This window comes from Streptomyces sp. NPDC002209 (assembly GCF_042890265.1).
Taxonomy (GTDB): Bacteria; Actinomycetota; Actinomycetes; order Streptomycetales; family Streptomycetaceae; genus Streptomyces.
Genome location: NZ_JBIARX010000001.1, coordinates 382,934 through 408,772 on the forward strand (window position 1 = coordinate 382,934; position 25,839 = coordinate 408,772).

The window sequence follows — 25,839 nt, forward strand, 5'->3', positions numbered from 1 at the left end:
GGCGTCCGCCGGACCGTGCGTCAGACCGTGGCCGGGGACTCCTCGTCCGCGGGCTGCGGGGTCGGGACCACCGTCAGCCGGGCCGTGCGCCTGGCCTCGTGCTTCGCGCGGCGGCGCTCCTTGCGGAGCTCGATCATCGTGTACAGCGTCGGCACCAGGAGCAGCGTCAGCAGGGTCGAGCTGACCAGGCCGCCGATCACCACCACCGCGAGCGGCTGCGAGATGAACCCGCCCTCGCCGGTGACGCCGAGCGCCATCGGGAGCAGCGCGAAGATCGTCGCCAGGGCCGTCATGAGGATCGGGCGCAGGCGGTGCCGGCCGCCCTCGACGACGGCTTCGACGACGCCGAGGCCCTGGGCCCGGTACTGGTTGACGAGGTCGATCAGGACGATCGCGTTGGTCACGACGATGCCGATCAGCATCAGCATGCCGATCATCGCCGGGACGCCCAGCGGGGTGCCGGTCACGAGCAGCAGGCCGAGCGCGCCGGTCGCCGCGAACGGGATCGAGACCAGCAGGATCAGCGGCTGGATCAGCGACCGGAACGTGGCCACGAGCAGCATGAACACGATCGCGATGGCCGCGAGCATGGCCAGACCCAGCGAGGCGAAGGCCTCGCCCTGGTCCTCGGAGACGCCGCCGATGGTGGCCGTGGCCCCCTCGGGCAGGTCCAGTGCGCTGATCTTCGTCTGGAGCGCGGCGCCGATCGCGCCGGTGTTGTCGCCCACCGGCTTCGCGGTGACGGTGGCGGCGCGGGCGCCGTCGATCCGGGTCATCGAGACCGGGCCGGGGACCTCCTTGACCTCGGCGATGTCGCCGAGCCTGACCGGGCCGACGGGGAGCGCCTGCAGTTCGGCCAGGGTGGTGGCCGGCTGCGCGGACTTGATGACGATGTCCCGCTCGGTGTTGTCCAGTACGGCCTTGCCCGCCGGGTTGCCCCGTACGGCCTGGGCCACGATCGCGCCGAGCGCGGCCTGGTTCAGGCCCGCCTCGGCGGCCTTCGGGGTGGCGGTGACCGAGATCCGGGGCACGGACTGGGACAGGTCGCTCTGTACGTCGGTGACGTCGTCGAGCGTGGCCACCTCGGCCCGGACCTGCTCGGCGGCCTTGGCGAGGACGGCCGCGTCCCCCGCCTTGACGACCACGCTGAGGTTCTGGCTGCCGAAGCCGCCGCCGGCCGAGATGCTGGTGTCGCCGATGCCGTCGAGCTTGCCGAGGGCGTCCTCGATGCGCTTCTTGACGCCCTCGGAGTCGCCGGAGTCCTCCAGGGTGACCTGGTACGAGGCCTGGTTGGAGCCCGTGCCGCCGCCGAAGGCGGCCAGGAAGCCGGAGGAGCCGACGGTGACCTGGTAGTCCTTGACGCCCTTGACCTCGGTCAGGGCCTTCTCGACCCGCCGGCTGGCGGCGTCGGAGGCGGCCAGCGAGGTGCCCGGGGGCAGTTGCTGCTTGACCGTCAGGACGCTCTGCTCGCCCTGGTCGAAGAAGTTGGTCTTCAGCAGCGGGGTCATGGCGAAGGTGGCGACGAGCACCACGACCGCGACGGCGAGGGTGGCGATCCGGCGGCGGGTGACCAGGCCCAGGGCCCGCACGTAGAACCGCTGGAGGCGGCTCTTCGCCTCCTTCTCCTCGGCTTCGCGCCGCGCCTTCGTCGCGCTCTCGGCGTTCGCCGGGTCGACGCCCTCGGGCGCGCGCAGGAACCAGTACGACAGCACCGGCACGACCGTCAGGGAGACGATGAGCGAGGCCAGCAGGGCCGCGGCGACGGTGAGGGAGAACGGGCCGAAGAACTCGCCGACCATGCCGCCGACGAAGGCGATCGGCAGGAAGACGGCGACGGTGGTGAGCGTGGAGGAGGTGACCGCGCCGGCGACCTCCTTGACCGCGGCGATGATCGCGGCCTCGCGCTCCTCGCCGTAGCCGAGGTGGCGCTTGATGTTCTCCAGGACCACGATCGAGTCGTCGACGACCCGGCCGATGGCGATGGTGAGCGCGCCGAGGGTCAGCATGTTGAGCGACAGGTCTCGGGTCCACAGCACGATCAGCGCGAGGACCACGGACAGCGGGATGGAGACCGCGGTGACCAGCGTCGAGCGCAGCGAGGCCAGGAAGACCAGGATCACGATCACCGCGAAGAGCAGGCCGAGCAGGCCCTCGGTGGTGAGGCTGGAGATGGACTTGGCGACGGGCGGGCCCTGGTCGCTGACGACGGTCAGCTCGGCGCCGGCGCCGAGTGCGGTGCGCAGCTCGGGCAGCTTGTCCCGGACGGCGTCGGAGATCGCGACGGCGCTGCCGTCCTTGTCCATGGTGAGGACGAGGGCGAGGCTGGGCTTGCCGTTGGTGCGGGTGAGGGAGACGGCGTTGGCGGGCTCCTGCTTGACGGTGGCGACGTCGGCCAGGCGCACGGCCGGCTTGCCGGGGCCGGCGCTCAGGCGCAGGTCCTCGAGCTGGGCGAGGGAGGTGTAGCCGCCGCCGACGCGGACGGTCCGGTTCTTGCCCGCCTCGTCGAAGGAGCCGGCGGGGACGGTCGCGCCGCCCGCCTGGAGGCCCTGTGCGAGGGCGGCGCCGTCGAGGCCGGCCGCCGCGAGCTTGGCGTTGTCGGGGGTGACGGCGATCTGGAGGTCCCGGACCCCGTCGACGGTGACCTGGCCGACGCCCTCGATGTCCTCGAGGACGGGGACGACGGAGCGGCTGAGCTGGTCGGCGAGGGCCTGCTGGTCCTTGTCCGAGGTGACGGCGAGGACGACGGTCGGGATGTCGTCGGTGGAGCCGGCCACGACCTGCGGGTCCACCTCGGCGGGCAGCCGTACTCGGGCCCGGTTCACGGCCTGCTGGACGTCGGCGACGAGCTGCTTGGTGCCGCTGTCGCCGTAGTCGAACTTGGCCATGATGAGGGCGTTGCCCTCGCTGGCGGTGGACGTGATGCCGGTGATGCCGTCGACGCCCTTGAGGGTGGCCTCGATCGGCTCGATGACCTGCTTCTCCACCACGTCGGGCGAGGCGCCCTGGTACGGCGCGAGCACGGACACCATCGGCAGTTCGATGGACGGCAGCAGCTGCTGCTTGAGCTGCGGGATGGCTATGGCGCCGAAGAGCAGTGCGGTGATCGACACGAGGCCGATCAGCGCTCTTTGGGCCAGGCTGAAGCGGGACAGCCAGGACATGGGTGTGGGATCTCTCTTCAGTGGCGTGCGCGGGGCTGGGCCTGAAGGCCGCGGGCCTTCAGCCTTCCGCACGCAGGGGCGGTGCTGCGTCGCCCCAAGGTGCCGCGTCTTTATGCGCCGCATACCGCGTCCGCAGTACGCGGCCGTACTCCACGTCGCGGGGGCGCTCAGTCGGCCCGGGGCCGGACGAGTCCCGATTCGTAGGCGATGACCACCAGTTGGGCCCGGTCGCGGGCGCCGAGTTTGGCCATGGCCCGGTTCACGTGGGTCTTGACGGTGAGCGGGCTGACCTCGAGCCTGCCTGCGATCTCGTCGTTGGACAGGCCCGCGGCGACGTGGACGAGGACCTCGCGCTCCCGGACGGTCAGCGCGGCGAGCCGTTCGGCGTGCACGGCGGCGGGGCCGGGGTCGGCGCCGCCGCCCTGGGCGAGGAAGGTGGCGATGAGCCCTTTGGTGGCGGCCGGGGACAGCAGCGCCTCCCCGGCGGCGGCGACGCGGATGGCGTTGAGCAACTCCTCGGGCTCGGCGCCCTTGCCGAGGAACCCGGAGGCGCCGGCCCGCAGGGACTGCACGACGTACTCGTCCACCTCGAAGGTCGTCAGCATGACCACGCGGACGGCGGCGAGTTCGGGGTCCGCGCTGATCATGCGGGTGGCGGCGAGACCGTCGGTGCCGGGCATCCGGATGTCCATGAGCACCACGTCGGGCCGGGTCTGCCGGGCGAGCGCGCAGGCCTGGGCGCCGTCGGAGGCCTCGCCGACGACCTCCATGTCGGGTTCGGAGTCGACCAGCACCTTGAAGGCGCTGCGGAGCAGGGCCTGGTCGTCGGCGAGCAGCACCCTGATGGTCGTCGGCGTCTCTTCCACGCCCCGAACCCTACGTGTTCCCTCCCGGGGGAAGGGCGGTCAGCCCAGGGCCAGGACGACGAGGGCGGTGGTCCCCGCGATCTCCGCGAGGGCGCCGAAGACGTCGCCCGTGACCCCGTCGAAGCGGCGTACGCACCGGCGGAGCAGCAGCTCCGCCGTCGCCAGGGCGATCAGGACCGCGCCCGCGCACTGGACGGCGGCGCCCGGCCCCACCGGCAGGGCGGCGACCCCGGCCGAGGCGGCCACCAGTGCGGCGAGCCAGGCGGCCGAGGCCTTGGGGAGCACCCCGGCGACGGCTGCCCCCAGCCCCTCGGGGCGGGCCGGCGGTACGCCGTCGCGGGAGGCCAGCGTCATGGCCAGCCGGGCGGTGACGGCCGCGATGACCGTCGCCAGGGCCCCGTGGACCCAGCTCTCGGCGTAGAGGTCCGCCAGCGCCCCGGCCTGGACGAGCAGGACCAGCAGCAGCGCCACCACCCCGAAGGGGCCGATGTCGGACTGCTTCATGATCCGCAGCGCCGCCGCGGCCGGCTTCGCGCTGCCCAGCCCGTCGGCGGTGTCGGCGAGACCGTCGAGGTGCAGGGCCCGCGTCAGGGCGGCCGGTACGGCGACGGTGACGGCCGCCGCGAGCAGCGGTCCGCCGCCCAGGACCAGCAGCAGCACGCCCGGCACGGCCGCGAGGACGCCCACGACGAGCCCGGCGAGCGGCGCGCAGGCCATGCCGGTGCGGGCCGCGGGCCGGTCCCAGCGGGTGATGCGGGCGGGCAGCACGGTGAGCGTGCCGAAAGCGAAGCGCACGCCGTCGCGCAGCGAGGCTCGCTCGTCGGGCGGCGTCGGGGGCGGCTCGGGGGGCTGGTCGTCGAACGAATCTTTCATCGGCGCGAACGCTACCTGCTCACCGTGAGCTGTAAATTGCCCCATACGGGAAAAATGGGGAGCTGCCACGACAGGGGAGCCGGCGGTATGGGTCACTGGTGGTACCGGAACATCGTCGAGCCGGGCAAACTCCCGCTGCTCCTCGCCCTGCTCTCGTTCGTCCTGTCGTTCCTGATCACCCGCGTGATCACCCGGCTGATCCGGGCCGGGCGGGGACCGTTCAAGAACATCACCCCGGGCGGCGTGCACATCCACCACGTGGTGCCGGGGGTCGTCCTCGTGATCATCGGCGGGTTCGGGGCCGTCGGCAGCGGCCGCTACGGCTTCGGCGCGCTGCTCTCCGCCGTCATCTTCGGGCTGGGCGCCGGCCTGGTGCTGGACGAGTTCGCGCTGATCCTGCACCTCGACGACGTCTACTGGAGCGAACAGGGCCGCAAGAGCGTCGAGATCGTGGTCCTGACGGCCGCGCTGGTGGCGCTGGTGCTGGGCGGGTTCCTGCCGTTCGGCGTGAACGACCTGACCGCGGAGGAGCGCCAGAGCCGCGGGCTCATCATCATGAATACCGCCACCAACTTCTTCCTGGCCCTGATCGCCCTGTGGAAGGGCAAGGCGCGCACCGCGTTCTTCGGCACGGTCATCCCCTTCGTGGCGCTGATCGGGGCGATCCGGCTGGCCCGGCCCGGCTCCCCGTACGCGAAGAGGTTCTACGCGAAACGCCCGCGGGCCCGCGCCAAGGCCAATCTGCGCGCGTTCCACCACGACCGGCGCTGGGCGGCCCCGCGCCGCAGGTTCGAGAACTTCATCGGCGGGACCCCGGATCCGGAGCGGGCGGCGGTCTCCAAGCCCACGAAGCCCACGAAGCACTGACGGACGCCCCCGTACGGCCCGCCACGCAGCGGCGCCCGGCCCGCCCCCGCGAGGGGGCCGGCCGGGCGCCGGCACATCCGTGTCCTGCCGCCGGGCGGCTCAGCCCGGGATCAGGCCGTCGTCGCTGAGCATCTCCCTGACCTCGTCGAGCGAGGCGTCCTGCGCGGGCAGGATCAGCTCGGACGGCTCCAGCGCATCGTCCGGCAGGGGCTCGCCGAGCCGCCGTACGGCCTCGAGCAGCGCGCCCAGCGTGCGCCGGAAGCCCTCCTCGTCACCGCTCTCCATCTCCGCGAGCAGGTCGTCGTCCAGCTTGTTGAGCTCGGCGAAGTGGCTGTCGGCCACCCGCACCTGGCCCTCCCCCATGATGCGGACAATCATGACGGGCCCCGTCCTACTGCTTGTCGAACCGGTGCTGGGTCTGCGGCTGCTGGGCGCTGCCGGGGGCGCCGCCCTCGATGGCCTGCTGCTGGGCCGACGGGCCGCCCGCCAGTTCAGCCTTCATCCGCTGGAGCTCCAGCTCCACGTCCGTACCGCCGGAGAGGCGGTCCAGTTCGGCCTGGATGTCGTCCTTGGAGCCGAGGCCGCTCTGGTCGTCGAGGGCGCCGGAGGCCAGCAGCTCGTCGATCGCGCCGGCGCGGGCCTGCAGCTGGGCGGTCTTGTCCTCGGCCCGCTGGATGGCCAGGCCGACGTCGCTCATCTCCTCGGAGATGCCGGAGAAGGACTCCGCGATCCGGGTCTGCGCCTGCGCCGCCGTGTACGTGGCCTTGATGGTCTCCTTCTTCGTACGGAAGGCGTCCACCTTGGCCTGGAGGCGCTGCGCGGCGAGGGTCAGCTTCTCCTCCTCGCCCTGCAGGGTCTGGTGCTGCACCTCCAGGTCGCTGACCTGCTGCTGCAGCGAGGCACGCCGGGACAGCGCCTCGCGGGCCAGGTCCTCGCGGCCCAGGGCGAGGGCCTTGCGGCCCTGGTCCTCCAGCTTGGCGGACTGGCCCTGGAGCTGGTTCAGCTGCAGCTCCAGGCGCTTGCGGGAGGTCGCCACGTCGGCGACGCCGCGGCGCACCTTCTGAAGCAGCTCCAACTGCTTCTGGTACGAGTAGTCGAGGGTCTCGCGCGGGTCCTCGGCCCGGTCCAGGGCCTTGTTCGCCTTCGCGCGGAAGATCATCCCCATACGCTTCATGACACCGCTCATGGGCTTCGCGCGCCCCCTTCTGACGGACTTCGCTCCAGGTCACCAGCCATGGCGGTCACCCCGGCCTGCCGGGCCGACCACCATCAGAACCCACAGTACGGGCCCTGTCTCCATTACCGCACTGTTCCTGTACGGATGCGCTCCTCCTCCAGGACGACTCCGCCCCCGCCCTTGTCGGACGTAGGGAGTAGGTGCTCCCCCGACGGGCGCCGGGGGGTCCGGGAAGGCCCGACCCGCTGCATGAACCCTGCACAGGGAAGACGCCCGCCGTTGCCGGATCGTTCCCCGCCGGGGTGGGGTACCCGCCCTCAACCACGTACGCTTGGGTTTTGTGTTTGGTAGCCGTTCCTCCAAGGAAGAGAAGGCCGCAGCCACCGACAAGGTGACCGCCGACCTCTCGCAGCCCCGTGACCCGCAGGCCCCGAAGGGCCGCCCGACGCCGAAGCGTGCTGTGGCCCAGTCGCAGCGCAAGGCCGTGGTGGCCTCGACCGGCAACCGCAAGGAGGACGCCAAGCGTGCCCGTGAGCGCCGCCGGGTGGAGATGGCCAAGCAGCGCGAGGCGCTGGCCAGTGGCGACGAGCGCTATCTGCCCGCCCGCGACAAGGGCCCCGTCCGCCGGTTCGTCCGCGACTTCGTGGACTCCCGCTTCTCCGTCGCCGAAATGTTCCTGCCGCTGGCAGTGATCATCCTGGTGCTGAGCATGGTGCGGGTGCCCTCGATCCAGAACATCGCGCTGCTCCTGTGGCTGGCCGTGATCGCGCTGATCATCGTCGACTCGATCGGCATGGGCTTCCGCATGCGCAAGGCCCTCGCCGAGCGCTTCCCCGACGAGCCGCGCCGCGGCGCCATCGCGTACGGCCTGATGCGCACCCTCCAGATGCGCCGGCTGCGCCTGCCGAAGCCGCAGGTCAAGCGCGGGGAGCGACCCTGAGCGGAGGGAAGCCCGGAGCGTCGGGAGACGGCTTCGCGGGGGGCGCCAGGCTGTGGCTCGAGGGCTTGGGCGGACTGCGCAACGCCGTCCGCCAGGAACTCGTGGGCCGGCAGGTCGACGAACAGATCGCGCACCGCTTCCCGGTCGGGCAGCGGCTGCGCGTCCTGGACGTAGGCATGGGCCAGGGCACCCAGGCGCTGCGTCTCGCCCGCGCCGGGCACAAGGTCACCGGACTGGAGCAGGACCCGGAGATGCTCGCCGTCGCCCAGGAGGCGCTGGCGGCCGAGCCGGCCGGGATCCGGGACCGGGTCCGGCTCATGGAGGGCGACGGCCGCGAGACCGGCGCGCACTTCCTGCCGGGCAGCTTCGACGTGGTGCTGTGCCACGGCGTGCTGATGTACGTGCCCGAGCCGGACGCCATGCTCGCCGGGCTGGCCCGGATGCTGGCGCCCGGCGGACTGCTGTCCCTGCTGGTGCGCAACGGCGACGCCCTCGCGATGCGGCCCGGACTGGACGCCGACTGGCAGGCCGCTCTGGCCGCCTTCGACAGCATCGACTACACGAACCGGCTGGGCCTGGACGTACGGGCCGACCGGCTGGCCGGGCTCACGGCCACCCTGTCCGGGATCGGCGCACCGCTGCAGGCCTGGTACGGGGTGCGCGTCTTCACCGACGGGACCGAGGCCGGGGAGAAACTTCCCCCGGACGAGGAGCTGGAGCGGCTGCTGTCCGCCGAGGAACGCGCCGGGCGGACCGATCCGTACCGCGGGGTCGCGGCGCTGCTGCACCTGTGCGGCGTACGGGGCTGACCCGCCCCCGGCACCTCGACCGGAGAAGCCCGGACCCCGTACGGGGTCCGGGCTTCCTGCATCGGCAGCCGCCGCTCAGGCGTTCAGAGCCTCACGCAGGCTCATCGTGTACAGCTCGGTGCCGTTGTCGTCGGACAGCTTCACCTGCTCGGTGCCGCCTTCCAGCAGCTCCTTCCAGACCTCGCCGATCCACGACTCCGCGTCGCCCTGCGTGGTGAACTCCTCCGGCTCGACCGCCGGGCTCGTCTCGGTGCCGTCGGCCTTCTCGAACCGCCACGTCCACGCCATGTCCGCCTCCGTTGCTCGTCCGCTGCTCGCACGCTGTGCGTCTTGAGTCTGCCCGCAGAGTAGCCGGGCGCGCACCAGTCCCGGCGACGCGGGAGGATCTTCTCGTGGAACTCACTCTGCTCGGCACCGGCACACCCGAAGGACTGCCCCGCCCCGGCTGTCCCTGCGCGGCCTGCGCGGTCTCCGTCGGCCCCCGGTCGCGCGCCGCGACGTCCCTCCTCGTCGACGGGGCGCTGCTGCTCGACCTGACCCCCGGGGCGGTGCTGGCCGGCGCACGCGCGGGGCATTCGCTGGCCGGCGTACGGCAGGTCCTGCTCACCCATCCGCACGACGGGCCGCCGGTCGAGCTGCCGCCGGGGCTGCCGGCCGCCGGGCGGGTGCCGGACGGGCGGGAGCTCGCGGTGATCAGCGGGCACCGGGTGCGGGCGGTGCCGATGGACGCGCCGGGCACCGGGTACGAGGTGACCGGGCCGGACGGGAGCCGGCTGCTGTACCTCCCGCCCGGCGGGGCGCCGGCCGGAGCGAACGGCGCCGCCGGGCAGCGCCCGTACGACATGGTCCTCGCGGACGTGCTGGGCCGGCCGGAGGCGCTGGCGCGGCTGCGGGCGAGCGGCGCCGCCGGGCCGACCACCGACGTGATCGCCGTGCACCTGGACCACGACACCCCGCCGGGCCGGGAGCTGGAGCGCCGGTGCGCGGCGGCCGGTGCGCGGGCGGTGCCGGACGGGACGACGGTGACGGTGGGCGAGTACCACGCGGTGCCGGACCTGCCGCGCCGGACGCTGGTGCTCGGCGGGGCCCGTTCGGGGAAGTCCTTCGAGGCGGAGCGACGGCTGGGGAGCTTCCCGGAGGTGGTCTACGTGGCCACCGGCGGCTCCCGGGACGGCGACGCGGAATGGGCGGCGCGGATCGGCCTGCACCGGGAGCGGCGGCCGGGCAGCTGGCGCACGGTGGAGACGTGCGAGCTGGCGCCCCTGCTGGTGGAGGGAGGGCCGCCGCTGCTGATCGACTGTCTGGCGCTGTGGCTGACCGACGCGATGGACCGGGCGGGGGCCTGGGACGACGCCGTCTGGGCGGCGCAGGGGCAGAAGGAGCTCCGGGAGCGGGTGGCGGAGCTGGTGGCGGCCGTGCGGGCGACCCGCCGCACGGTGGTGGCCGTCAGCAACGAGGTGGGCTCGGGCATCGTTCCCGCGACCGCGTCCGGCCGGCGCTTCCGCGACGAACTGGGGCGTCTGAACAACCTGGTGGCCGCCGAGTGCGAGCACGTCCTGATGGTGGTCGCGGGGCAGGCGGTGGTCCTGAAGGACTGACCCCGCACCCCGCCCGGCGGGCGGCGCGGACGGGGCTTGGGGAGGGCCTTACCCGCTGTACGCTCTGGCAGATGACCACGCTGAATCTCGACGACTTCTCCGATCTGATCGAACGCCCCGACGGGGGCGTCCGGCGTGACGCCGAGGAACGCCGTGAGCGGCTGGCCGTGCCGGCCGGGGCGCTGGGGCGGCTCGACGAGCTCGCCGAGTGGCTGGCCGCCGCGCAGGGACGGGTGCCCGTCCGGCCGATCGAGCGGCCCCGCGTCGTGCTGTTCGCCGCCGACCACGGGATCGCCGCCGAGGGGGTCTCCGCCCGCGCCGCCGGCAGTGCGCACGAGCTGGTGCGCTCCGTGCTCGACGGGAACAGCCCCGTCTCGATCCTCGCCGGGCGCCTCGGCGCCACCGTACGGATCGTGGACGCCGGCCTGGACTGCGAGCCCGGGCTGCTGCCCGAGGACGTGGTCCGCCACCGCGTACGCCGCGGCAGCGGGCGGATCGACATCGAGGACGCGCTCACCCTCGAGGAGGCCGACGCGGCCCTGCGGCTCGGGATGCGGATCGCCGACGAGGAGGCCGACTCCGGCACCGACCTCGTGGTCCTGGGGGACGTGAGCGTCGGGGGGACCACGGTCGCGGCGACGCTCGTCGCCGCCCTGTGCGGAACCGATGCTTCTGTGGTCACCGGACGCGGCGGGCTGCCCATCGACGACCTGACGTGGATGCGCAAGTGCGCGGCGATCCGCGACGCGCTGCGCCGGGCCCGCCCGGTCCTGGGCGACCAGGTGGCCATGCTCGCGGCGGTCGGCGGCGCCGACGTGGCCGCGATCACCGGGTTCCTGCTCCAGTGCGCGGTCCGCCGTACGCCGGTCATCCTCGACGGCATCGTCTCGGCTGCCTGCGGACTGGTGGCCCAGCGCGCCGCGTTCCGGGCGCCCGACTGGTGGCTGGCCGGGCAGGCCAGCGGCGAGCCGGGCCAGACGAAGGCCCTGGACCGGATGGCGCTCAACCCGGTGCTCGACCACGGCGTCACTGTGGGAGAAGGAACCGGGGCATTGCTGGCTCTCCCCCTGGTCCAGGCGGCCGCCGCACTCGCGGCGGAACTCCCGGAGCAGGCGGTGCAGGAGCCGAAGGAGTAAGGGGTGTCCGGCCGTGATCCGCCGGACACCCCTCGGGGGACATCCCCCGAGCGCCCGCTCCGGGGCTGCGGCTCGACCGGCCGCGCGCCCCCGGACCGGGCCACCGCTGGACGGCGGCGCCCCATATCATCGCGTTTCATGGGAGAGGCCCGCTTGACCAGCGCAGATAGTGACCGGACCGCCGCACAGGCAGTACAGACCGCCAAGGCGGCACAGAGCTCCGGCAAGGACACGAACAGCAGGAAAGACGAGAGGAAAGACGAGAAGAAGGAAGAGGGGGGCGGCCGGGGGTCCGCCCGGTCGCGGCGCAGCGCCGCGTTCGCGGTCTGGTACCTGCGCGCCGTCACCTTCGTCAACTTCCTCAGCGCGGTGTGGCTTTCGCTCGGGCAGGACCTGCGCCGGCACAACACCGCCGATTTCTACACCCCGTACCTGCTCACGGCGGGCTTCGCGTCCGGCCTGTTCTCGCTGCTGCTCGCCGTCACCATGGGCCGGCGCAAGCGGGCCGCGTGGATCCTGAACCTGGTGCTCAGCGGCATGCTGCTGCTGGCCTTCGCCACCGCGGCCTTCGCCCCGTGCACCAGCGGCGACTTCAACCTCTGCTACCCGGAGTTCCGGGACCACACCCAGAACTGGGTCTCCCTCGCGCTGACCGCGGGCTTCGTCGGCGCCCTGCTGCTCGGCCGCCGGGAGTTCTACGCCAAGGGCGACCGCTCCAACCCCAAGCTGGCCACCATCGTCGCCGCCGTCGGCCTGCTGGTCACCTCGCTGCTCGCCGCGCTGATCGTCGGCGCCGCCAACACCGACCCGGACGCCGCCGACGCCACGTTCCTGGCCCGCTGGCGGTACGGCGTGATGCGGCTCATCACCCTGGAGCCCAACGCCCGCGACTACGCGGCGATCACCACGCCCGGCTGGGTGGACATCGTCATCAACGTCATGTCGACGCTGCTGCTGATCGCCGTGCTGCTCGCCGCCTTCCGCTCGCGCCGCGCCGTCGACCCGCTGACCGAGGAGGACGAGGAGAAGCTGCGCGCGCTGCTCGCCAGGCAGGGCGACCGCGACTCGCTCGGCTACTTCGCGCTGCGCCGCGAGAAGTCCGTCATCTGGTCCCCCACCGGCAAGGCCGCCGTGACCTACCGCGTCGTCGGCGGGGTCTCGCTGGCCTCCGGCGACCCGATCGGCGACCCGGAGGCCTGGCCCGGCGCCATCGACCCGTGGCTGGCCGAGGCCCGCGAGCACGGCTGGGTGCCGGCCGTGATGGGCGCGAGCGAGGAGGCCGGGCAGATCTACGCGCGGCACGGCCTGGACGCGCTGGAGCTGGGCGACGAGGCCATCGTCGAGACCGACGAGTTCACCCTGGAGGGCCGCGCCATGCGGACCGTCCGGCAGGCATACAACCGCGTCAAGCGCGCCGGGTACACGGTCCGCATCCGCCGCCACGCCGACATCCCGGCCGAGGAGATGGACGTCCTCCTCACCCGGGCCGACGACTGGCGCGACGGCGCGACCGAGCGCGGGTTCTCCATGGCACTGGGCCGACTGGGCGATCCCGGCGACGGCCAGTGCGTGATGCTCGAGTGCACCGACGGCAACGGCGACCTGCGCGCCGTGCTGTCCTTCGTGCCGTGGGGCCCCAAGGGCCTGTCGCTGGACCTGATGCGCCGTGACCGCGATTCCGAGAACGGTCTGATGGAGTTCATGGTCATCGAACTCCTGGAACGCTCCAAGGAGATCGGCGTCACACAGGTCTCGCTCAACTTCGCGATGTTCCGTTCGGTCTTCGAGCGGGGGTCCAAGCTCGGCGCGGGTCCGGTGCTGCGCATGTGGCGCTCGCTGCTGAGCTTCTTCTCCCGCTGGTGGCAGATCGAGTCCCTCTACCGGGCCAACGCCAAATACCGGCCGATCTGGGAACCGCGGTTCATGCTCTTCGAGAAGAGCTCCGACCTGCTGCGGATCGGTATCGCGGCGGGCCGGGCCGAGGGCTTCCTGGAGGCTCCCGGGCTGCCGAAGTGGCTGAACCGCAGACATCTGGAGACCAATCGTTGACGGCGTGGACGACCACCCCCCTCCGGCGGTTCGCCCGCCGCGAGTGGGGGCCCCTGTTCTGGACCGTCCGGGACGCGCTCGTCCGCGACAAGTGGCGGGCCGCCCCGATGACGCTGGGGGCCGTCTGTCTGACGTCGGTCTTCCAGATCGTCCAGAACACGTCCTGGGGGTTCCAGCCGGTCCAGAACCTCGGGTCGGTCAAGGCCGTCGACCCGCTGTGGCTGGCGGTGCTGCGCACCCCGCTGTCCCTGTTCGTCCCCGCCCTCGACCTGCCCGTGTGGGGGGCCCTCGCCCAGATCCTGCTGGTCTTCGGGATCTCGGAGATCTGCATCGGCTGGTGGCGCACGCTGCTGATCGGCTACGTCGCCACCCTCGCCGGGACCACGTACGCGCGGATCGGGCTCTCGCTGGGACCCGACCACCCCTTCGGCCTGCCGGTGTCCGACCGCATCGTCAACGACACCGGGCCGTCGGCGGCGGTGGTCGGCCTCGCGATCTACGTCTGCTGGCGGTACCGGGCGTACCTGACCGGCGCCGCAGTGATCGTGGTGATGATCGGCGAGGTGCTGGTCAAGGACAACCTGGCGGGCAAGGAGCACCTCGCGGCCATCGCCGCCGTCATGGCGGTGTGCGTGGTCCGCGCGAAATGGGGCCCGGAACGCTCCCGCGCCCCCCTCGGCCGGCGCCCGCCCCCGGCCGCCCCGCTGCCCCCGCAGCGTCCCGGCTTCTGACGCCGTCCGCCCCGCCGGAAGCAGGCCGTACCGTATCGGGGTGACGTCAGACCTCGGGCCGTTCGCCCCCACCCGGCACTGGATGCGGACCCATCCGCTCGCCACCGATGCCGTTCTCGCGCTCGGGGCGCTCGTCTCCATGGTCGTCGGCTCGTTCGCCGATCCGCACGGCCCGCACGGGCCCACGTTCGGGACCCGGACCCCAGAGCCGTTCTCCCTGCTGCTGATGGTGCTGGGCGCGGCCGCGCTGGTGTTCCGGCGGCGGCACACGCGCACCGTGCTCGCCGTGACCATCGGGCTCTGCCTGCTGGAGCTGACCACCGGCGAGCCCCGGGCCCCCGTCGCCATGTCCACGGTGATCGCCTTGTACACGCTGGCCTCCCGCACCGACCGGCCCACCACCTGGCGGATCGCCGTGCTCACGATGGCGGGGCTGACGGGTGTGGCCATGCTGGCCGGCCCGCTTCCCTGGTACGCGCAGGAGAACATCGGCATCTTCGCCTGGACGGGGATGGCCGCGGCCGCCGGTGACGCGGTGCGCAGCCGGCGGGCGTTCGTCGACGCGATACGGGAGCGGGCCGAACGGGCCGAGCGGACCCGCGAGGAGGAGGCCCGGCGGCGGGTCGCCGAGGAGCGGCTGCGGATCGCCCGCGACCTGCACGACGTGGTGGCCCACCACATCGCCCTGGTCAACGTCCAGGCGGGGGTGGCCGCGCACGTCATGGACAAGCGCCCCGACCAGGCCAAGGAGGCCCTGGCCCACGTACGGGACGCGAGCCGTTCGGCGCTGAACGAGCTGCGGGCCACGGTCGGGCTGCTGCGGCAGTCCGGCGATCCGGAGGCGCCGACCGAACCGGCGCCGGGGCTGGCCGTCCTGGACGAGCTGGTGGGCACCTTCCGCCACGCCGGGCTGCCGGTGAAGGTGATGGTCGAGCTGGGCCGGGAGCGGGACCCGCTGCCGGCCGCCGTGGACCTGGCGGCGTACCGGGTGATCCAGGAGGCCCTGACCAACGTGCGCAAGCACGCCGGGCCGGAGGTCCGGGCCGAGGTCAGCGTGGTCCGGGTCGGCGCCTCGGTGGAGGTGACCGTGCTGGACGACGGGGGCACCGCCGAGCTCCCCGCGGACGACGACGGGGGCGGCGGCCACGGGCTGCTCGGCATGCGCGAGCGGGCCACGGCGCTCGGCGGCTCCTGCTTCGCCGGGCCCCGGTTCGGCGGCGGCTACCGGGTGCACGCGATCCTCCCGGTGGCCTAGCCCTGGCCCTTGGGCGGGCAGAACTGCCGCCAGACGCCCAGTTCGTACTTCTTCTGCAGTGAGCTGAGCCGCAGCTCCTGCGAGCGCTCGCACCACTGGCCGATCCGGCCCTCGTACTCCACGTGGAAGACGGCCTTGCCCGCCGCGATGAACGGGGTGAGCCGCTCGCACTCGTCGTACTCGGCGCACTGCTCGTTGACCGCGAAGTCGAAGTCCCCCACCAGCTGCGGGATCTGGTCCAGGTCGTTCTTCAGCCCGACCGCGAGTCCCCGGTCGTGGGCCAGCTTCGCGATCAGCCGGTTGTACGCCAGCTGGTCGTCGGCGGTGAGCGGGAAGCCGGACGTGTTGCGGTAGCCGTCCATGTTGTCCGGTTCCACCGCGTCGAAGCCCTTGTCCCGGCACATGTCGAACCGCTTCGCGATCAGCGGCTCCAGCTCGGCCAGCCGCCGGATGTCCAGCCAGCGCTCGCCCTCCCAGCCGTTGCCCTCGCCGAGCATCGTCTTCGGGAAGGCGTCGGCGTCGGGGCGGAAGTCCTCCCAGGCGCCGGTGGAGAGGTAGCAGATGGTCCGCCGGCCCGCCTTGTTCAGCTCGGCGATCTGCTCCTTGGTGGTGGTGAACCCGTCGACGTCGTACACCGCGGCCTTCACCGAGGTGTCCAGCTTCCCGGTCAGCTGCCACTGCCAGCTGACCGGGGGCTTCGGCTGCCAGCGCTCCCCCGGTGCCGGGGCGGGAGCCAGGTCTTCCGGCTCGTCCGGCCGCTCGGTGGTGCACGCGGCGAGCAGGAGCAGCAGGAGCAGCGGCAGTACGCGGCCGCGCCGGAGCGAGCGCGTCATCCGGCGGCCTCCAGGGCGTACGGGAGGGTCCCCCAGGGGTGCGCACCGGTCCCGGGCACCGCGCAGTGCACGGCGGCCCCCCGCTGCCGGGCGAGCTCGGCGGCGGGCGCGCCCGGCGGGACCGCGTACACGAGGTGGCAGAACCGCTGGGCGGGGTGGTCGGCCGTCCAGGGCGGCACCGACGCGTCCCGGTAGGCGTCCCAGGGTCCCTCGAAGGTGACCAGCAGATCGGCGAGTCCGGCGTAGCCGGGATGCGGGTGGACCCCGTGGTTGAGGACGAGGGTCCGCGCGCCGGCGGCCCGGGCGGCGACGGCGAGCCGCCCGTAGTGCGACAGCAGTGCCGGATCGGCGGAGGCCTGGTCGAAGAAGGCTCCGTCGGCGCCGTACCAGTCGCGGTGGCGCAGCAGGTCCGCCACCACGGCGGCGTGCGGGCGCCGCCCGTAGTCGGTGTCGGTGTAGCCGAGGACGGGCACCCCCGCGTCGCGCAGCCGCTGGGCGACGGCGGCGAACCGCTCGTCGGGGGCCTCGCCCGGCCCGCTGGCGGGGTTGAGGACCACCGAGTGCAGCCGGCCGGCGGAGCGGATCAGCAGCTCCCAGTCCTCGGGCCGGTCGGCGGGGTGCTCGTAGAGGGGCACCAGCAGCATGAGGGCCTTCTTCTCGTGCGGGGTCGCGTCGTTCGGGGTCGCGTCGTGGAGGGTCACGTTGTACCGGTCCGGAATCAGCGGTGGGCCGTCGCGCGGCCGAGGAGCAGGCAGACCAGCGTGCCCAGCGCGGCCGCGGCCGCACCGGCCACGACGAGCTGGACCAGCCGCGGCTGCCCCAGCCCCAGCAGCAGCGCCAGGCTCTGGGCGACGGCCGCCGAGGCGCAGACCACGGCCGCGGGCCGGACCGCCCCGAAGGACTGGAGCAGCAGCCCGGTCCACATGACGGCGCCGAGCAGCAGCAGGGTCGCGACCCGGATGCCGGTCAGGCCCGGGGCTCCCGGCCAGAGCAGGGTGCCGACCAGCCCGAGGAGCAGCAGCACCGCCAGGTACGCGGCGAGGCAGCGGCCCAGCGTGCCGAGCATCCGCAGCCAGAACTTCCGGGGTGAGCGGGCCGCCCGCAGCCCGGCGAGGCTCTCGCTGCGGAACCGGTGGAGCAGCCATTCGGCGGGGCCCATGCTGAGGGTGAGCGCCACCGCCGAGGGCGCGGCGACGGCCTCGGCGGGCCCCCCGGCGAGTACCTCGCCCAGTGCGGCGTACAGCACGAGCAGGCCGGTCCCGAGCCCGAACATCCCGTACGGCACGGAGTCCCCGATGCGGGGTCCGCGCGGGCCGTGCTCCTCCTCGGCGCCCCGCAGCATCCGCCAGCGCACCGGGCCCTCGCCGGGCCGGTGTGCGGCCCAGCCGCGGATCCGGCGCACGCCGGCCCGTACGCCCTCGGCCAGCGGCAGCTCCCGTACGGCGAGGGTGCAGGCGGCCAGCAGGGACACCAGCAGCAGGCCCACCCGCACCGGCACGGGCGGGTCGGTGAACAGTGCGAGCAGCGACCCCGCGGCCATCGGGGCGAGCGCGGCGAGCAGCACCCGCTCCCGGCCGAGGACCAGCAGCACGGTGGCGGCCCCGACGTACAGGGCCTGCCCGGCGGCGAACGCGTAACTGAACGGCGGCCCGCCGGGCACGGTCAGCGCGGCGGCCATGCCGAGCAGGGCGCCGACGGGGGCCCCGACGAGCAGGGTCCGCCCGGCGGCGGCCCGGTCGCCGAGGCCCAGCCAGGTGTAGGCGCGGTGGGACAGGGTCTGGTCCCACACCCAGCCGATGAGCGCCCCGGCGAGCAGGGTCAGCGTCCCGGCGGGCAGCCCGAGCCGGTCCTGCGGGCCCTCCAGCAGCGGGGCGCCCAGGACGTACGCCAGACCGGGCAGCGCGAAGATCACCCCGCGGAGCAGGCAGGCGGTGAGGGAGACCTTCCAGGGGTCGGGGACGTGCTCCGGCTCGGGGAAGGCGCGGGGCACCCGGTCGTAGAGCTCCTCGGCGAGGCCGAAGGAGTCGTGGCGCCCGTAGGTGAGCCGGATGTGCTCGTCGGTCATCCCGTCGGATTCGAGGATGGCGGCGATCTCGTCGGGGTGGACGGCGGCCGCGATGAACGGGCCGAGGCGTTCGGCGAGTTCGTCCATCGGGTCGCCGGCCGGGCCGTCGTCCCCCGGATCGGTGTGCCGGGGCCGGGGGATGGCGGGCAGGGTGTCGCCGCCGGGGACGCGCAGCCAGAGGGATCCGCTCACCACAGGCTCCCGTCGGCGGCGAGTTCGCGGTACCAGGGGTCGGCGACGCGCTGCGTCCAGTCGTCGCCCGCGCGGACGGGCGGGACGGGCTGTCCGGCTTGGGCGAGGCCGCGGTAGATGTGCCGGAAGCCGTCCACGGACTGGTGGAGGGTGAACTTCTCGATGACCCGCCTGCGGGAGCGCCGGCCCAGTTCGGCGCGGCGTTCGTCGTCGCGGAGCAGGGCGAGGGTGGCGCGGGCCATGGTCTCCGGTTCGCGCGGCGGGACCACGAGCCCGGTGTCGCCGACGGCCTCCCGCACTCCGCCGACGTCGGTGGAGACGGTGGTGCGCCCGCAGGACATGGCCTCGATGATGCTGAAGGGGAAGCCCTCGCTGATGCTGGAGAGCATCACGACGCTGCCTGCCGCGTAGGCCTGCGCGACCTCCGCGATGCGGCCCTCGTACGAGATGCCGTCGCTCACCCCGAGTTCGGCGGCGAGTTTCTCCAGGCGGAGCTTGTACTCCTCGCAGCCGGCCGGGACCGGGCCGAACAGGCGCAGCCGCAGGGCGGGCAGTTCCCCGCGCATGAACGCGTAGGCCCGGATGAGGGTTTCCAGGTCCTTGATCGGGTCGATGCGCCCGCACCAGCTGAGGGTGGGCACCTCGGGTTCGGGTCCGGCGTCGGGGAAGGCGTACGGGTCGACGCCGTTGTAGACCGTGCGGATGCGGTCGGGGGCGGCGCCGCCGCGCTCCTCCCAGCGGCGGTTGTACTGGTTGCACGGGGTGATGAGGTCGGCCTGCCGGTAGCCCTCGGAGTTGAGCTCCCGGTAGAAGCCGAGCATCAACGCCTTGACCGGCCAGCGCTGCTGCGCGGTGCGGTAGCCGAGGTAGCGCTCGCGCAGGTAGATGCCGTGCTCGGTGAGCAGGAAGGGCACCCGGTCGAGGTACTTGGCGGCGAGGGCCGGGAGGGTGGCGAGCCCGCTGCTGACGGAGTGCGCGACGCTGTCGGGCGGGATCCGTACGCAGAGCGGCCGCAGCGCGTGCTCGAGCAGGTCGGTGGCGGTGAGCGCGTCGTGGACGGTGGGCTCGGCCGCGGCGGTCACGAGGCCGGGGCGGGTCCAGACGGTCATCAGCAGCCGCAGGACCGTTTCGGAACGCAGGGCCGGGGCGAGGCGGCCGGCCCGGGCCAGGACGGCGAGCTCGTGCAGGGCCTCGGAGAACCCGCCGCGGTCGGGGTCGAGGAGCGAGAGCAGGAAGGTTTCGTACGTCTCGGTGAAGCGGCGTTGCGCCTTGCCCCGCAGGGCGGAGCGGCGGCTGCGTCCCGGAGCCGGTCCCCAGAGCGGGACGACGGTGTGCCGGTAGACGTTGCGCGGCAGCTCCCAGGTGACCGGCTCGCGCCCGGAGCCGGTCAGGGCTATGACGTTGAAGTCGACCTCCGGCATCCCGCGTACCAGCTGGTCGCACCAGGTGCTGACTCCCCCGTGAACGTGCGGATAGGTGCCTTCGGTGAGCATGGTGACATGACGCCCATGGCTCATGCGCTGTGTCCCCCCAGGACTGATTCTTCAAGGCTCGGTCCGCCTCCGGGAGCGTTGTCTGCTCCCTTCGGCTCCCTCGCACAGGGTTGCGGCCGAGCGGCGGTCGGGGCCGCTCGGCCGGACGGAAGTGCGTGCTCCGGTCAGCTGGGCAGCTTGAGCGTGACGGCGCTCTGCAGCAGCTCGGGCGCGGTCCACGCCGAGCGGTTGCCCGCGTAGGCGGTGCCGAAGTCCGCGGTGCCCAGCAGGAGCTGCTTCTTGGTGCCGGTGGGCGCGGTCATCGGGGCGACGACCCCGGAGGGCGCCTTGACGGTGACGTCGGTCCCGATGCGGTAGGCGGTGACCTTGCCGTCGGCCAGCGCCTTGTCCCAGGCGGCCCGGCGGCTCAGCTCGACCCCGGTGTCCTTCATGCTCTGGTTCACGATCGGGGCGCTGGGCGCGTAGAGCGCGCGGTAGGTGTCGAGGACCTGGTTGAGCACCGGGTACAGGGTGCGGTCCTCGGCGAGGTTGGACTGGTGGACGTAGTGCGGGCGCGGGTCGTTGGCCAGGACGTGGCGCAGGGCGGTCCGCGCCTCGGCCGGGACGATGTAGTCCAGGTAGCCGGTGGTGGTGTTGAGCGGGGCCGGGAGGCAGGTGGAGGTCGCGGGGTTGTCCTCGCAGACTCCGCTGCCGCCGTTGGCGCGGCTGGTGTAGATCCAGTTGTACTCGTCGGCCATCTCCGCGTTGGTGCCCGTGTTGTAGTACACGTTCATCGGGTAGCGGGGGACGGTCAGGGCGGCGCCGACCGCGCGCTGCACGGGCTCGCGCGAGTTGTCGCTGCCCGCCCACTTGACCCCGTTGTCGGCGAGCGCGCCCGCCAGGTTGGGGTTGTCCTGGCCCTGCTGCGGCAGGGTCTTGAGGCCCGAGTGCTCGCCGGTGACGAGCTCGGTGCGGTCGGTGGTGATGCCCTTGGCGGCGGCCCAGTTGTTGTTGTCGCGGATCTGGGCGGAGATGTCGGCCCGGCTCATCCAGTTGATCGCGCCCGCGCTGTTCTTCGTACAGGTCCACGGGACGGTGGTGGTGTTCTGGACGCAGCCGAGGAACGGGTGCGTGTAGGTGTGGTTCATCCAGCGGTACTTGGCCCGGTCCGCGACCAGTTGCGCGGTGAGGGCGTCGGTTCCGCCGTTCTCGGCCTTCCACTCCTCGCCGGCTCCGGCGTTGAAGAGGAGGTCGAGCTTGAAGTTCTTGCTCGTCTGCCACTGCGCCGCGTACTGGGCGTCGGCGGCGGTCATGCGGATGGTGCTCTCCTTGCCCTCGCCGCCCGCACAGGCGTAGTCGCCGGGCGTGCAGTTGAGGTCCTTGCTCCAGCGGGCGTCCGGGGCGAAGACGTCGTCGACGTGGACCGCGAAGTAGCTGCGGCTCTGGCCGAGGTGGACCCCCTGGGTGAGCCAGTCGACGATGCCGCGGGCCAGCAGCCGGAACTGCTGCTGGTACTGGTTGTAGCCGAAGGTGACGACCAGTTCGCTGCGTCCGTCGTGCGCGTACTCGCCGACGAGCGAGGCCCGTCCGCCGGCGACGGGTGCGTCGAGGTAGCTGGTGTAGCCGGCCCGCGGCTTGCCCATGAACCCGAAACTCTCCGGAATCAGGGCGGAGTTGTCCTCGAAGGTCACTTGACCGGCGAGGTAATTGAAGGGGCCCGCCTTGCCGGCGGCGGTGACGGCGGCCTGGGTGCCGTCGAGCTGCCCGCTGAAGCCGCCGTTGTCGGTGTACTCGAGGCCCACGCCCGGGTGGGCCCAGGTGTACGCATCGACCTGGCGGACGCTGTACGCCGTCTCGTACGCGGTGAGCGCGGCCATCTCGGCCGAGCCCTCGCCGAACGGGTTCTCGTTCGGCAGCACGACGCCCTGGTACTTGGCGCGCGGCCGGCCGTCGACCGTGTCGCTGAGGAACGCGGCGTTGATCACCGGGCGGCCGGAGGCGCCCAGCAGGACGCGCGTGTAGGGGACTCCGGTGTCCCGGAGCTCCGCGGTGATCGCCTCGACCGAGCTGCCGCCGTCGTCGACGACGAGTACCTTCAGGTCGATGCGCGGTGTCGCGGCCGCCTGTGCGGTCGCAGCGGGCATTGCCACGGACATCAGCGCTGCCACCGCCATTGCGGCGGCAGCCCTGTTCATCCGGTTCTTGTTGACCATTTCGGCCTTTCCCCCCGCAGGCATCGCTCGACGACGGCCCTATGGCGGTCGGCCGGGCCGAGGAGGCTCTGTGGAAATCATGCAAAGGGACCCCGCGTCCCCTTGCGAGAGTGGCTCGAGTCTCTCGGACCTCGTCAGGTCTAACGGGCAAACCTGGTCCGGAAGCCACGGATGGGTGAACCTGCCGCCGTCTTGATCGAACAACTTGCCAAACCTTCGAGTGGCGTACGGACCAGCCGGTACGCGTAGGCTCATTTCTGGCGGCCGTCGGGCCGGAATACGATCGCTACGGATGGCCGTCCACCCACTCGGCCCACAACACAAACGGAAGCGAGACTTCACCACCGTGACTGCTCTGACTCTCAGCACTGCCGGCGCGGCGACGCTGCGCGCCGACGCCCTCGTGGTCGGCGTGGCGAAGGGCCCCAAGGGCCCGGTCGTCGCCGCCGGCGCCGAAGCCGTGGACAAGGCGTACGACGGAAAGCTCGCCGCCGTGCTCGACGCACTCGGCGCCTCGGGCGCCGAAGGCGAGACCACCAAGCTGCCGGCGCCGGACGGCCTGAAGGTCCCGGTCGTGCTGGCGGTCGGGCTCGGCCCCGTCCCCGAGAAGGACGAGTCGTACGACGAGGAGGCCCTGCGCCGCGCCGCCGGCGCCGCCGCCCGTGCGCTGCACGGCACCAAGAAGGCCGCCTTCGCCCTCCCCCTGGACGACGCCTCCGCCGTCACGGCCGTCGCCGAGGGCGCACTGCTGGGCGCGTACGCCTTCACCGCCTACCAGGGCGGCGAGAAGAAGGGCTCCGGCAAGAACGGCGGCCCGAAGCAGCCGCTCGCCGAGGTCGCCCTGCTGGGCGCCAAGCCGCGCGACAAGGAGCACAAGGCCGCCGCCGAGCGCGCCACGGTCGTCGCGACCGAGGTCAACGTCGCCCGCGACCTGATCAACACCCCGCCGAACGACCTCACCCCCGAGGCCTTCGCCGCCGTCGCCTCCGCGACGGCCAAGGAGAACGGCGTCAAGGTCCAGGTCCTCGACGAGAAGGCGCTCGTCAAGGGCGGCTACGGCGGCATCATGGGCGTCGGCAAGGGCTCCGAGAACCCGCCGCGCCTGGTGAAGCTCTCCTACACCCACGCCAAGGCGGAGAAGACCCTCGCCTTCGTCGGCAAGGGCATCACCTACGACTCGGGCGGCATCTCCCTGAAGCCGGCCGGCCACAACGAGACGATGAAGTGCGACATGTCGGGCGCCGCCGCCGTCTTCGCCGCCGTCATCGCCGCCGCCAAGCTGGGCCTCCAGGTCAACGTCACCGGCTGGCTCGCGCTCGCCGAGAACATGCCCTCCGGTTCCGCCACCAAGCCCGGCGACGTGCTGCGCATGTACAGCGGCAAGACCGTCGAGGTCCTGAACACGGACGCCGAGGGCCGCCTGGTCCTGGGCGACGCCCTGACCAAGGCCTCCGAGGACAACCCGGACGCGATCGTCGACGTCGCCACCCTGACCGGCGCCATGGTGCTGGCCCTGGGCGACCGCACCTTCGCGATCATGGCGAACGACGACGCGTTCCGCACCTCGATCCACGAGATCGCCGAGGAGGTCGGCGAGGCCTCCTGGCCGATGCCGCTCCCCGAGGAGCTGCGCAAGACCATGGACTCCCCCACCGCCGACATCGCCAACATGGGTGTCCGGATGGGCGGCGGCCTGGTGGCCGGCCTCTTCCTCCAGGAGTTCGTCGGCGAGGGCATCACCTGGGCGCACCTCGACATCGCGGGCCCGGCCTTCCACGAGGGCGCCCCGTACGGCTACACCCCCAAGGGCGGCACCGGCTCGGCCGTGCGCACCCTGGTGCGGCTGGCCGAGCGTACGGCCACGGGCGACCTGGGCTGACGCTCCCCGTGTGAGACGTGACTCGCCCCGGGCCCTTGGAGGAGGCCCGGGGCGAGGTCCGTGCACGACGGAATCCGAAGCAATCCGTAGGTTTCTACGCACGGGTAACCCTTACTTCGGACAGAACGACCTGCCACAGTCCGGGCCCGGCGTCCCGCGTTCCCCCGACAAATGCGAAGATGGGTTCTCGGCAGGACAGGGCCCCCACCACAGGGCCGAAGAAACAAGCGGCCGATTACCAGCCGCCGCCCGGTCACAGAGGACCGGTGCCCGGCGCACATGCATGGAGGACGTGACGTGGCGAACGACGCCAGCACCGTTTTCGACCTAGTGATCCTCGGCGGTGGCAGTGGCGGTTACGCCGCGGCTCTGCGCGCATCCCAGCTGGGTCTGGACGTTGCCCTGATCGAGAAGAACAAGCTCGGCGGCACCTGCCTGCACAACGGCTGCATCCCCACGAAGGCCCTGCTCCACGCGGGCGAGATCGCGGACCAGGCGCGCGAAGCCGCCCAGTTCGGCGTGAAGGCCACCTTCGAGGGCATCGACATCGCGGGTGTGCAGAAGTACAAGGACGAGGTCATCTCGGGCCTGTACAAGGGCCTGCAGGGCCTGGTCGCCTCCCGCAAGGTGACGTACATCGAGGGTGAGGGCCGCCTTTCCTCGCCGACCTCCGTCGACGTGAACGGCCAGCGCATCCAGGGCCGCCACATCCTGCTGGCGACCGGCTCCGTGCCGAAGTCGCTGCCGGGCCTGAACATCGACGGCAACCGCATCATCTCCTCGGACCACGCGCTGGTCCTGGACCGCGTCCCCGAGTCGGCCATCGTCCTGGGCGGCGGCGTCATCGGCGTCGAGTTCGCCTCGGCGTGGAAGTCCTTCGGCTCCGACATCACCGTGATCGAGGGCCTCAAGCACCTCGTCCCGGTCGAGGACGAGAACAGCTCGAAGCTGCTGGAGCGCGCGTTCCGCAAGCGCGGCATCAAGTTCAACCTCGGCACCTTCTTCGACAAGGCCGAGTACACCGAGACCGGCGTGCGCGTCACGCTGGCCGACGGCAAGACCTTCGAGGCCGAGGTGCTGCTGGTCGCCGTCGGCCGCGGCCCGGTCTCGCAGGGCCTCGGCTACGAGGAGCAGGGCGTCGCGATGGACCGCGGCTACGTCCTGGTCGACGAGTACATGCAGACCAACGTGCCGACGATCTCGGCCGTGGGCGACCTCGTCCCGACCCTGCAGCTCGCGCACGTCGGCTTCGCCGAGGGCATCCTGGTCGCGGAGCGTCTGGCCGGTCTGAAGACCGTCCCGATCGACTACGACGGCGTTCCGCGCGTCACGTACTGCCACCCCGAGGTCGCTTCCGTCGGCATCACCGAGGCCAAGGCCAAGGAGATCTACGGTGCGGACAAGGTCGTGGCCCTGAAGTACAACCTGGCGGGCAACGGCAAGAGCAAGATCCTGAAGACCGCGGGCGAGATCAAGCTCGTCCAGGTCAAGGACGGTGCCGTGGTCGGCGTCCACATGGTCGGTGACCGGATGGGCGAGCAGGTCGGCGAGGCCCAGCTGATCTACAACTGGGAAGCCCTGCCGGCCGAGGTCGCGCAGCTCATCCACGCGCACCCGACCCAGAACGAAGCGCTCGGCGAGGCCCACCTGGCCCTGGCCGGCAAGCCGCTTCACTCCCACGACTAATCCACAGTCACGGGCGCGACGACCACTTCCGCACTTT

At 72.5% G+C, this 25,839-nt stretch carries 21 protein-coding genes; 10 read left to right on the top strand and 11 right to left on the bottom strand.

The window, feature by feature from the left end; genetic code table 11:
* Positions 1 to 20 precede the first annotated feature (20 nt).
* The 3 genes from ACFYXK_RS01810 to ACFYXK_RS01820 all read right to left on the bottom strand — a co-directional run bounded on the left by ACFYXK_RS01810 (position 21) and on the right by ACFYXK_RS01820 (position 4,900).
* Positions 21 to 3,161 (bottom strand): efflux RND transporter permease subunit, encoded by a 3,141-nt coding sequence (locus tag ACFYXK_RS01810; RefSeq protein ID WP_389409351.1) that lies wholly within the window; start codon positions 3,159 to 3,161, stop codon positions 21 to 23.
* Between the two features lie 167 nt (positions 3,162 to 3,328).
* Complete coding sequence (locus ACFYXK_RS01815) at positions 3,329 to 4,027, bottom strand: response regulator (protein WP_389409352.1); 699 nt, start codon at positions 4,025 to 4,027, stop codon at positions 3,329 to 3,331.
* Between the two features lie 39 nt (positions 4,028 to 4,066).
* Positions 4,067 to 4,900 (bottom strand): adenosylcobinamide-GDP ribazoletransferase, encoded by an 834-nt coding sequence (locus ACFYXK_RS01820; RefSeq protein WP_389409353.1) that lies wholly within the window; start codon positions 4,898 to 4,900, stop codon positions 4,067 to 4,069.
* Positions 4,901 to 4,987: 87 nt separating this feature from the next.
* Between ACFYXK_RS01820 and ACFYXK_RS01825 the strand changes: the two genes are divergently transcribed.
* Positions 4,988 to 5,767, top strand: coding sequence for a hypothetical protein (locus ACFYXK_RS01825; protein ID WP_389409354.1), 780 nt, complete (start codon positions 4,988 to 4,990; stop codon positions 5,765 to 5,767).
* Positions 5,768 to 5,866: 99 nt separating this feature from the next.
* Here the strand turns inward: ACFYXK_RS01825 and ACFYXK_RS01830 are convergent, their stop codons facing one another.
* Complete coding sequence (locus tag ACFYXK_RS01830) at positions 5,867 to 6,145, bottom strand: hypothetical protein (protein ID WP_389409355.1); 279 nt, start codon at positions 6,143 to 6,145, stop codon at positions 5,867 to 5,869.
* Between the two features lie 13 nt (positions 6,146 to 6,158).
* Entirely contained in the window at positions 6,159 to 6,953 is a 795-nt protein-coding gene (locus tag ACFYXK_RS01835; RefSeq protein WP_078987145.1) for a PspA/IM30 family protein, read from the bottom strand.
* Positions 6,954 to 7,275: 322 nt separating this feature from the next.
* On the opposite strand from ACFYXK_RS01835, the gene ACFYXK_RS01840 reads away from it, so the two are divergent.
* Positions 7,276 to 7,884 carry a DUF3043 domain-containing protein gene (locus ACFYXK_RS01840; protein WP_383507943.1) on the top strand — a complete coding sequence of 203 codons (609 nt, stop codon included), beginning with the start codon at positions 7,276 to 7,278 and terminating at the stop codon, positions 7,882 to 7,884.
* 65 nt (positions 7,885 to 7,949) lie between these two features.
* The gene (locus ACFYXK_RS01845; protein WP_389409356.1) at positions 7,950 to 8,693 is read left to right on the top strand and encodes a class I SAM-dependent methyltransferase; all 744 of its coding nucleotides are present in this window, start codon (positions 7,950 to 7,952) and stop codon (positions 8,691 to 8,693) included.
* A gap of 75 nt (positions 8,694 to 8,768) precedes the next feature.
* Here ACFYXK_RS01845 and ACFYXK_RS01850 read toward each other — a convergent pair whose 3' ends face one another.
* Positions 8,769 to 8,981 carry a hypothetical protein gene (locus ACFYXK_RS01850; RefSeq protein ID WP_365954864.1) on the bottom strand — a complete coding sequence of 71 codons (213 nt, stop codon included), beginning with the start codon at positions 8,979 to 8,981 and terminating at the stop codon, positions 8,769 to 8,771.
* A gap of 104 nt (positions 8,982 to 9,085) precedes the next feature.
* On the opposite strand from ACFYXK_RS01850, the gene ACFYXK_RS01855 reads away from it, so the two are divergent.
* The 5 genes from ACFYXK_RS01855 to ACFYXK_RS01875 all read left to right on the top strand — a co-directional run bounded on the left by ACFYXK_RS01855 (position 9,086) and on the right by ACFYXK_RS01875 (position 15,462).
* Positions 9,086 to 10,291: a bifunctional adenosylcobinamide kinase/adenosylcobinamide-phosphate guanylyltransferase gene (locus ACFYXK_RS01855; RefSeq protein ID WP_389409357.1), complete on the top strand. Its 1,206-nt coding sequence runs from the start codon at positions 9,086 to 9,088 to the stop codon at positions 10,289 to 10,291.
* Positions 10,292 to 10,362: 71 nt separating this feature from the next.
* Complete coding sequence (cobT, locus tag ACFYXK_RS01860; protein WP_389409358.1) at positions 10,363 to 11,427, top strand: nicotinate-nucleotide--dimethylbenzimidazole phosphoribosyltransferase; 1,065 nt, start codon at positions 10,363 to 10,365, stop codon at positions 11,425 to 11,427.
* 138 nt (positions 11,428 to 11,565) lie between these two features.
* Positions 11,566 to 13,476: a phosphatidylglycerol lysyltransferase domain-containing protein gene (locus tag ACFYXK_RS01865; RefSeq protein ID WP_389409359.1), complete on the top strand. Its 1,911-nt coding sequence runs from the start codon at positions 11,566 to 11,568 to the stop codon at positions 13,474 to 13,476.
* On the top strand, positions 13,473 to 14,207 hold the full coding sequence (locus ACFYXK_RS01870) for a hypothetical protein (protein WP_383507925.1): 735 nt from the start codon (positions 13,473 to 13,475) through the stop codon (positions 14,205 to 14,207). Before ACFYXK_RS01865 ends, ACFYXK_RS01870 begins: the two co-directional genes overlap by 4 nt.
* A gap of 82 nt (positions 14,208 to 14,289) precedes the next feature.
* Positions 14,290 to 15,462: a sensor histidine kinase gene (locus ACFYXK_RS01875; protein WP_389409829.1), complete on the top strand. Its 1,173-nt coding sequence runs from the start codon at positions 14,290 to 14,292 to the stop codon at positions 15,460 to 15,462.
* Here the strand turns inward: ACFYXK_RS01875 and ACFYXK_RS01880 are convergent.
* From ACFYXK_RS01880 to ACFYXK_RS01900, 5 genes are all read right to left on the bottom strand, one after another.
* Positions 15,459 to 16,295 carry an endo alpha-1,4 polygalactosaminidase gene (locus tag ACFYXK_RS01880; protein ID WP_389409360.1) on the bottom strand — a complete coding sequence of 279 codons (837 nt, stop codon included), beginning with the start codon at positions 16,293 to 16,295 and terminating at the stop codon, positions 15,459 to 15,461. The genes ACFYXK_RS01875 and ACFYXK_RS01880 overlap by 4 nt on opposite strands.
* Positions 16,292 to 16,939: a spherulation-specific family 4 protein gene (locus ACFYXK_RS01885; protein ID WP_389409830.1), complete on the bottom strand. Its 648-nt coding sequence runs from the start codon at positions 16,937 to 16,939 to the stop codon at positions 16,292 to 16,294. The genes ACFYXK_RS01880 and ACFYXK_RS01885 overlap by 4 nt, the downstream gene beginning before the upstream one ends.
* A 74-nt stretch (positions 16,940 to 17,013) precedes the next feature.
* Positions 17,014 to 18,552, bottom strand: coding sequence for a hypothetical protein (locus ACFYXK_RS01890; RefSeq protein WP_389409361.1), 1,539 nt, complete (start codon positions 18,550 to 18,552; stop codon positions 17,014 to 17,016).
* A complete protein-coding gene (gene pelF / locus ACFYXK_RS01895) occupies positions 18,549 to 20,069 on the bottom strand; it encodes a GT4 family glycosyltransferase PelF (RefSeq protein ID WP_389409362.1) in 1,521 nt (506 codons plus the stop codon). Before pelF ends, ACFYXK_RS01890 begins: the two co-directional genes overlap by 4 nt.
* Positions 20,070 to 20,209: 140 nt before the next feature.
* Entirely contained in the window at positions 20,210 to 22,237 is a 2,028-nt protein-coding gene (locus tag ACFYXK_RS01900) for a hypothetical protein (RefSeq protein ID WP_389409363.1), read from the bottom strand.
* 346 nt (positions 22,238 to 22,583) lie between these two features.
* On the opposite strand from ACFYXK_RS01900, the gene ACFYXK_RS01905 reads away from it, so the two are divergent.
* Positions 22,584 to 24,116 carry a leucyl aminopeptidase gene (locus ACFYXK_RS01905; protein WP_389409364.1) on the top strand — a complete coding sequence of 511 codons (1,533 nt, stop codon included), beginning with the start codon at positions 22,584 to 22,586 and terminating at the stop codon, positions 24,114 to 24,116.
* 297 nt (positions 24,117 to 24,413) lie between these two features.
* Entirely contained in the window at positions 24,414 to 25,802 is a 1,389-nt protein-coding gene (lpdA, locus tag ACFYXK_RS01910; RefSeq protein WP_030291706.1) for a dihydrolipoyl dehydrogenase, read from the top strand.
* Positions 25,803 to 25,839 lie beyond the last annotated feature (37 nt).

Coding starts and splice junctions, on each gene's coding strand:
- ACFYXK_RS01810 (WP_389409351.1), bottom strand. CDS start 3,161: ATGTCCTGGCTGTCCCGCTTCAGCCTGGCCCAAAGAGCGCTGATCGGC.
- ACFYXK_RS01820 (WP_389409353.1), bottom strand. CDS start 4,900: ATGAAAGATTCGTTCGACGACCAGCCCCCCGAGCCGCCCCCGACGCCG.
- ACFYXK_RS01825 (WP_389409354.1), top strand. CDS start 4,988: ATGGGTCACTGGTGGTACCGGAACATCGTCGAGCCGGGCAAACTCCCG.
- ACFYXK_RS01830 (WP_389409355.1), bottom strand. CDS start 6,145: ATGATTGTCCGCATCATGGGGGAGGGCCAGGTGCGGGTGGCCGACAGC.
- ACFYXK_RS01835 (WP_078987145.1), bottom strand. CDS start 6,953: ATGAGCGGTGTCATGAAGCGTATGGGGATGATCTTCCGCGCGAAGGCG.
- ACFYXK_RS01850 (WP_365954864.1), bottom strand. CDS start 8,981: ATGGCGTGGACGTGGCGGTTCGAGAAGGCCGACGGCACCGAGACGAGC.
- cobT (WP_389409358.1), top strand. CDS start 10,363: ATGACCACGCTGAATCTCGACGACTTCTCCGATCTGATCGAACGCCCC.
- ACFYXK_RS01865 (WP_389409359.1), top strand. CDS start 11,566: ATGGGAGAGGCCCGCTTGACCAGCGCAGATAGTGACCGGACCGCCGCA.
- ACFYXK_RS01875 (WP_389409829.1), top strand. CDS start 14,290: ATGCGGACCCATCCGCTCGCCACCGATGCCGTTCTCGCGCTCGGGGCG.
- ACFYXK_RS01880 (WP_389409360.1), bottom strand. CDS start 16,295: ATGACGCGCTCGCTCCGGCGCGGCCGCGTACTGCCGCTGCTCCTGCTG.
- ACFYXK_RS01885 (WP_389409830.1), bottom strand. CDS start 16,939: ATGCTGCTGGTGCCCCTCTACGAGCACCCCGCCGACCGGCCCGAGGAC.
- pelF (WP_389409362.1), bottom strand. CDS start 20,069: ATGAGCCATGGGCGTCATGTCACCATGCTCACCGAAGGCACCTATCCG.
- ACFYXK_RS01900 (WP_389409363.1), bottom strand. CDS start 22,237: ATGGTCAACAAGAACCGGATGAACAGGGCTGCCGCCGCAATGGCGGTG.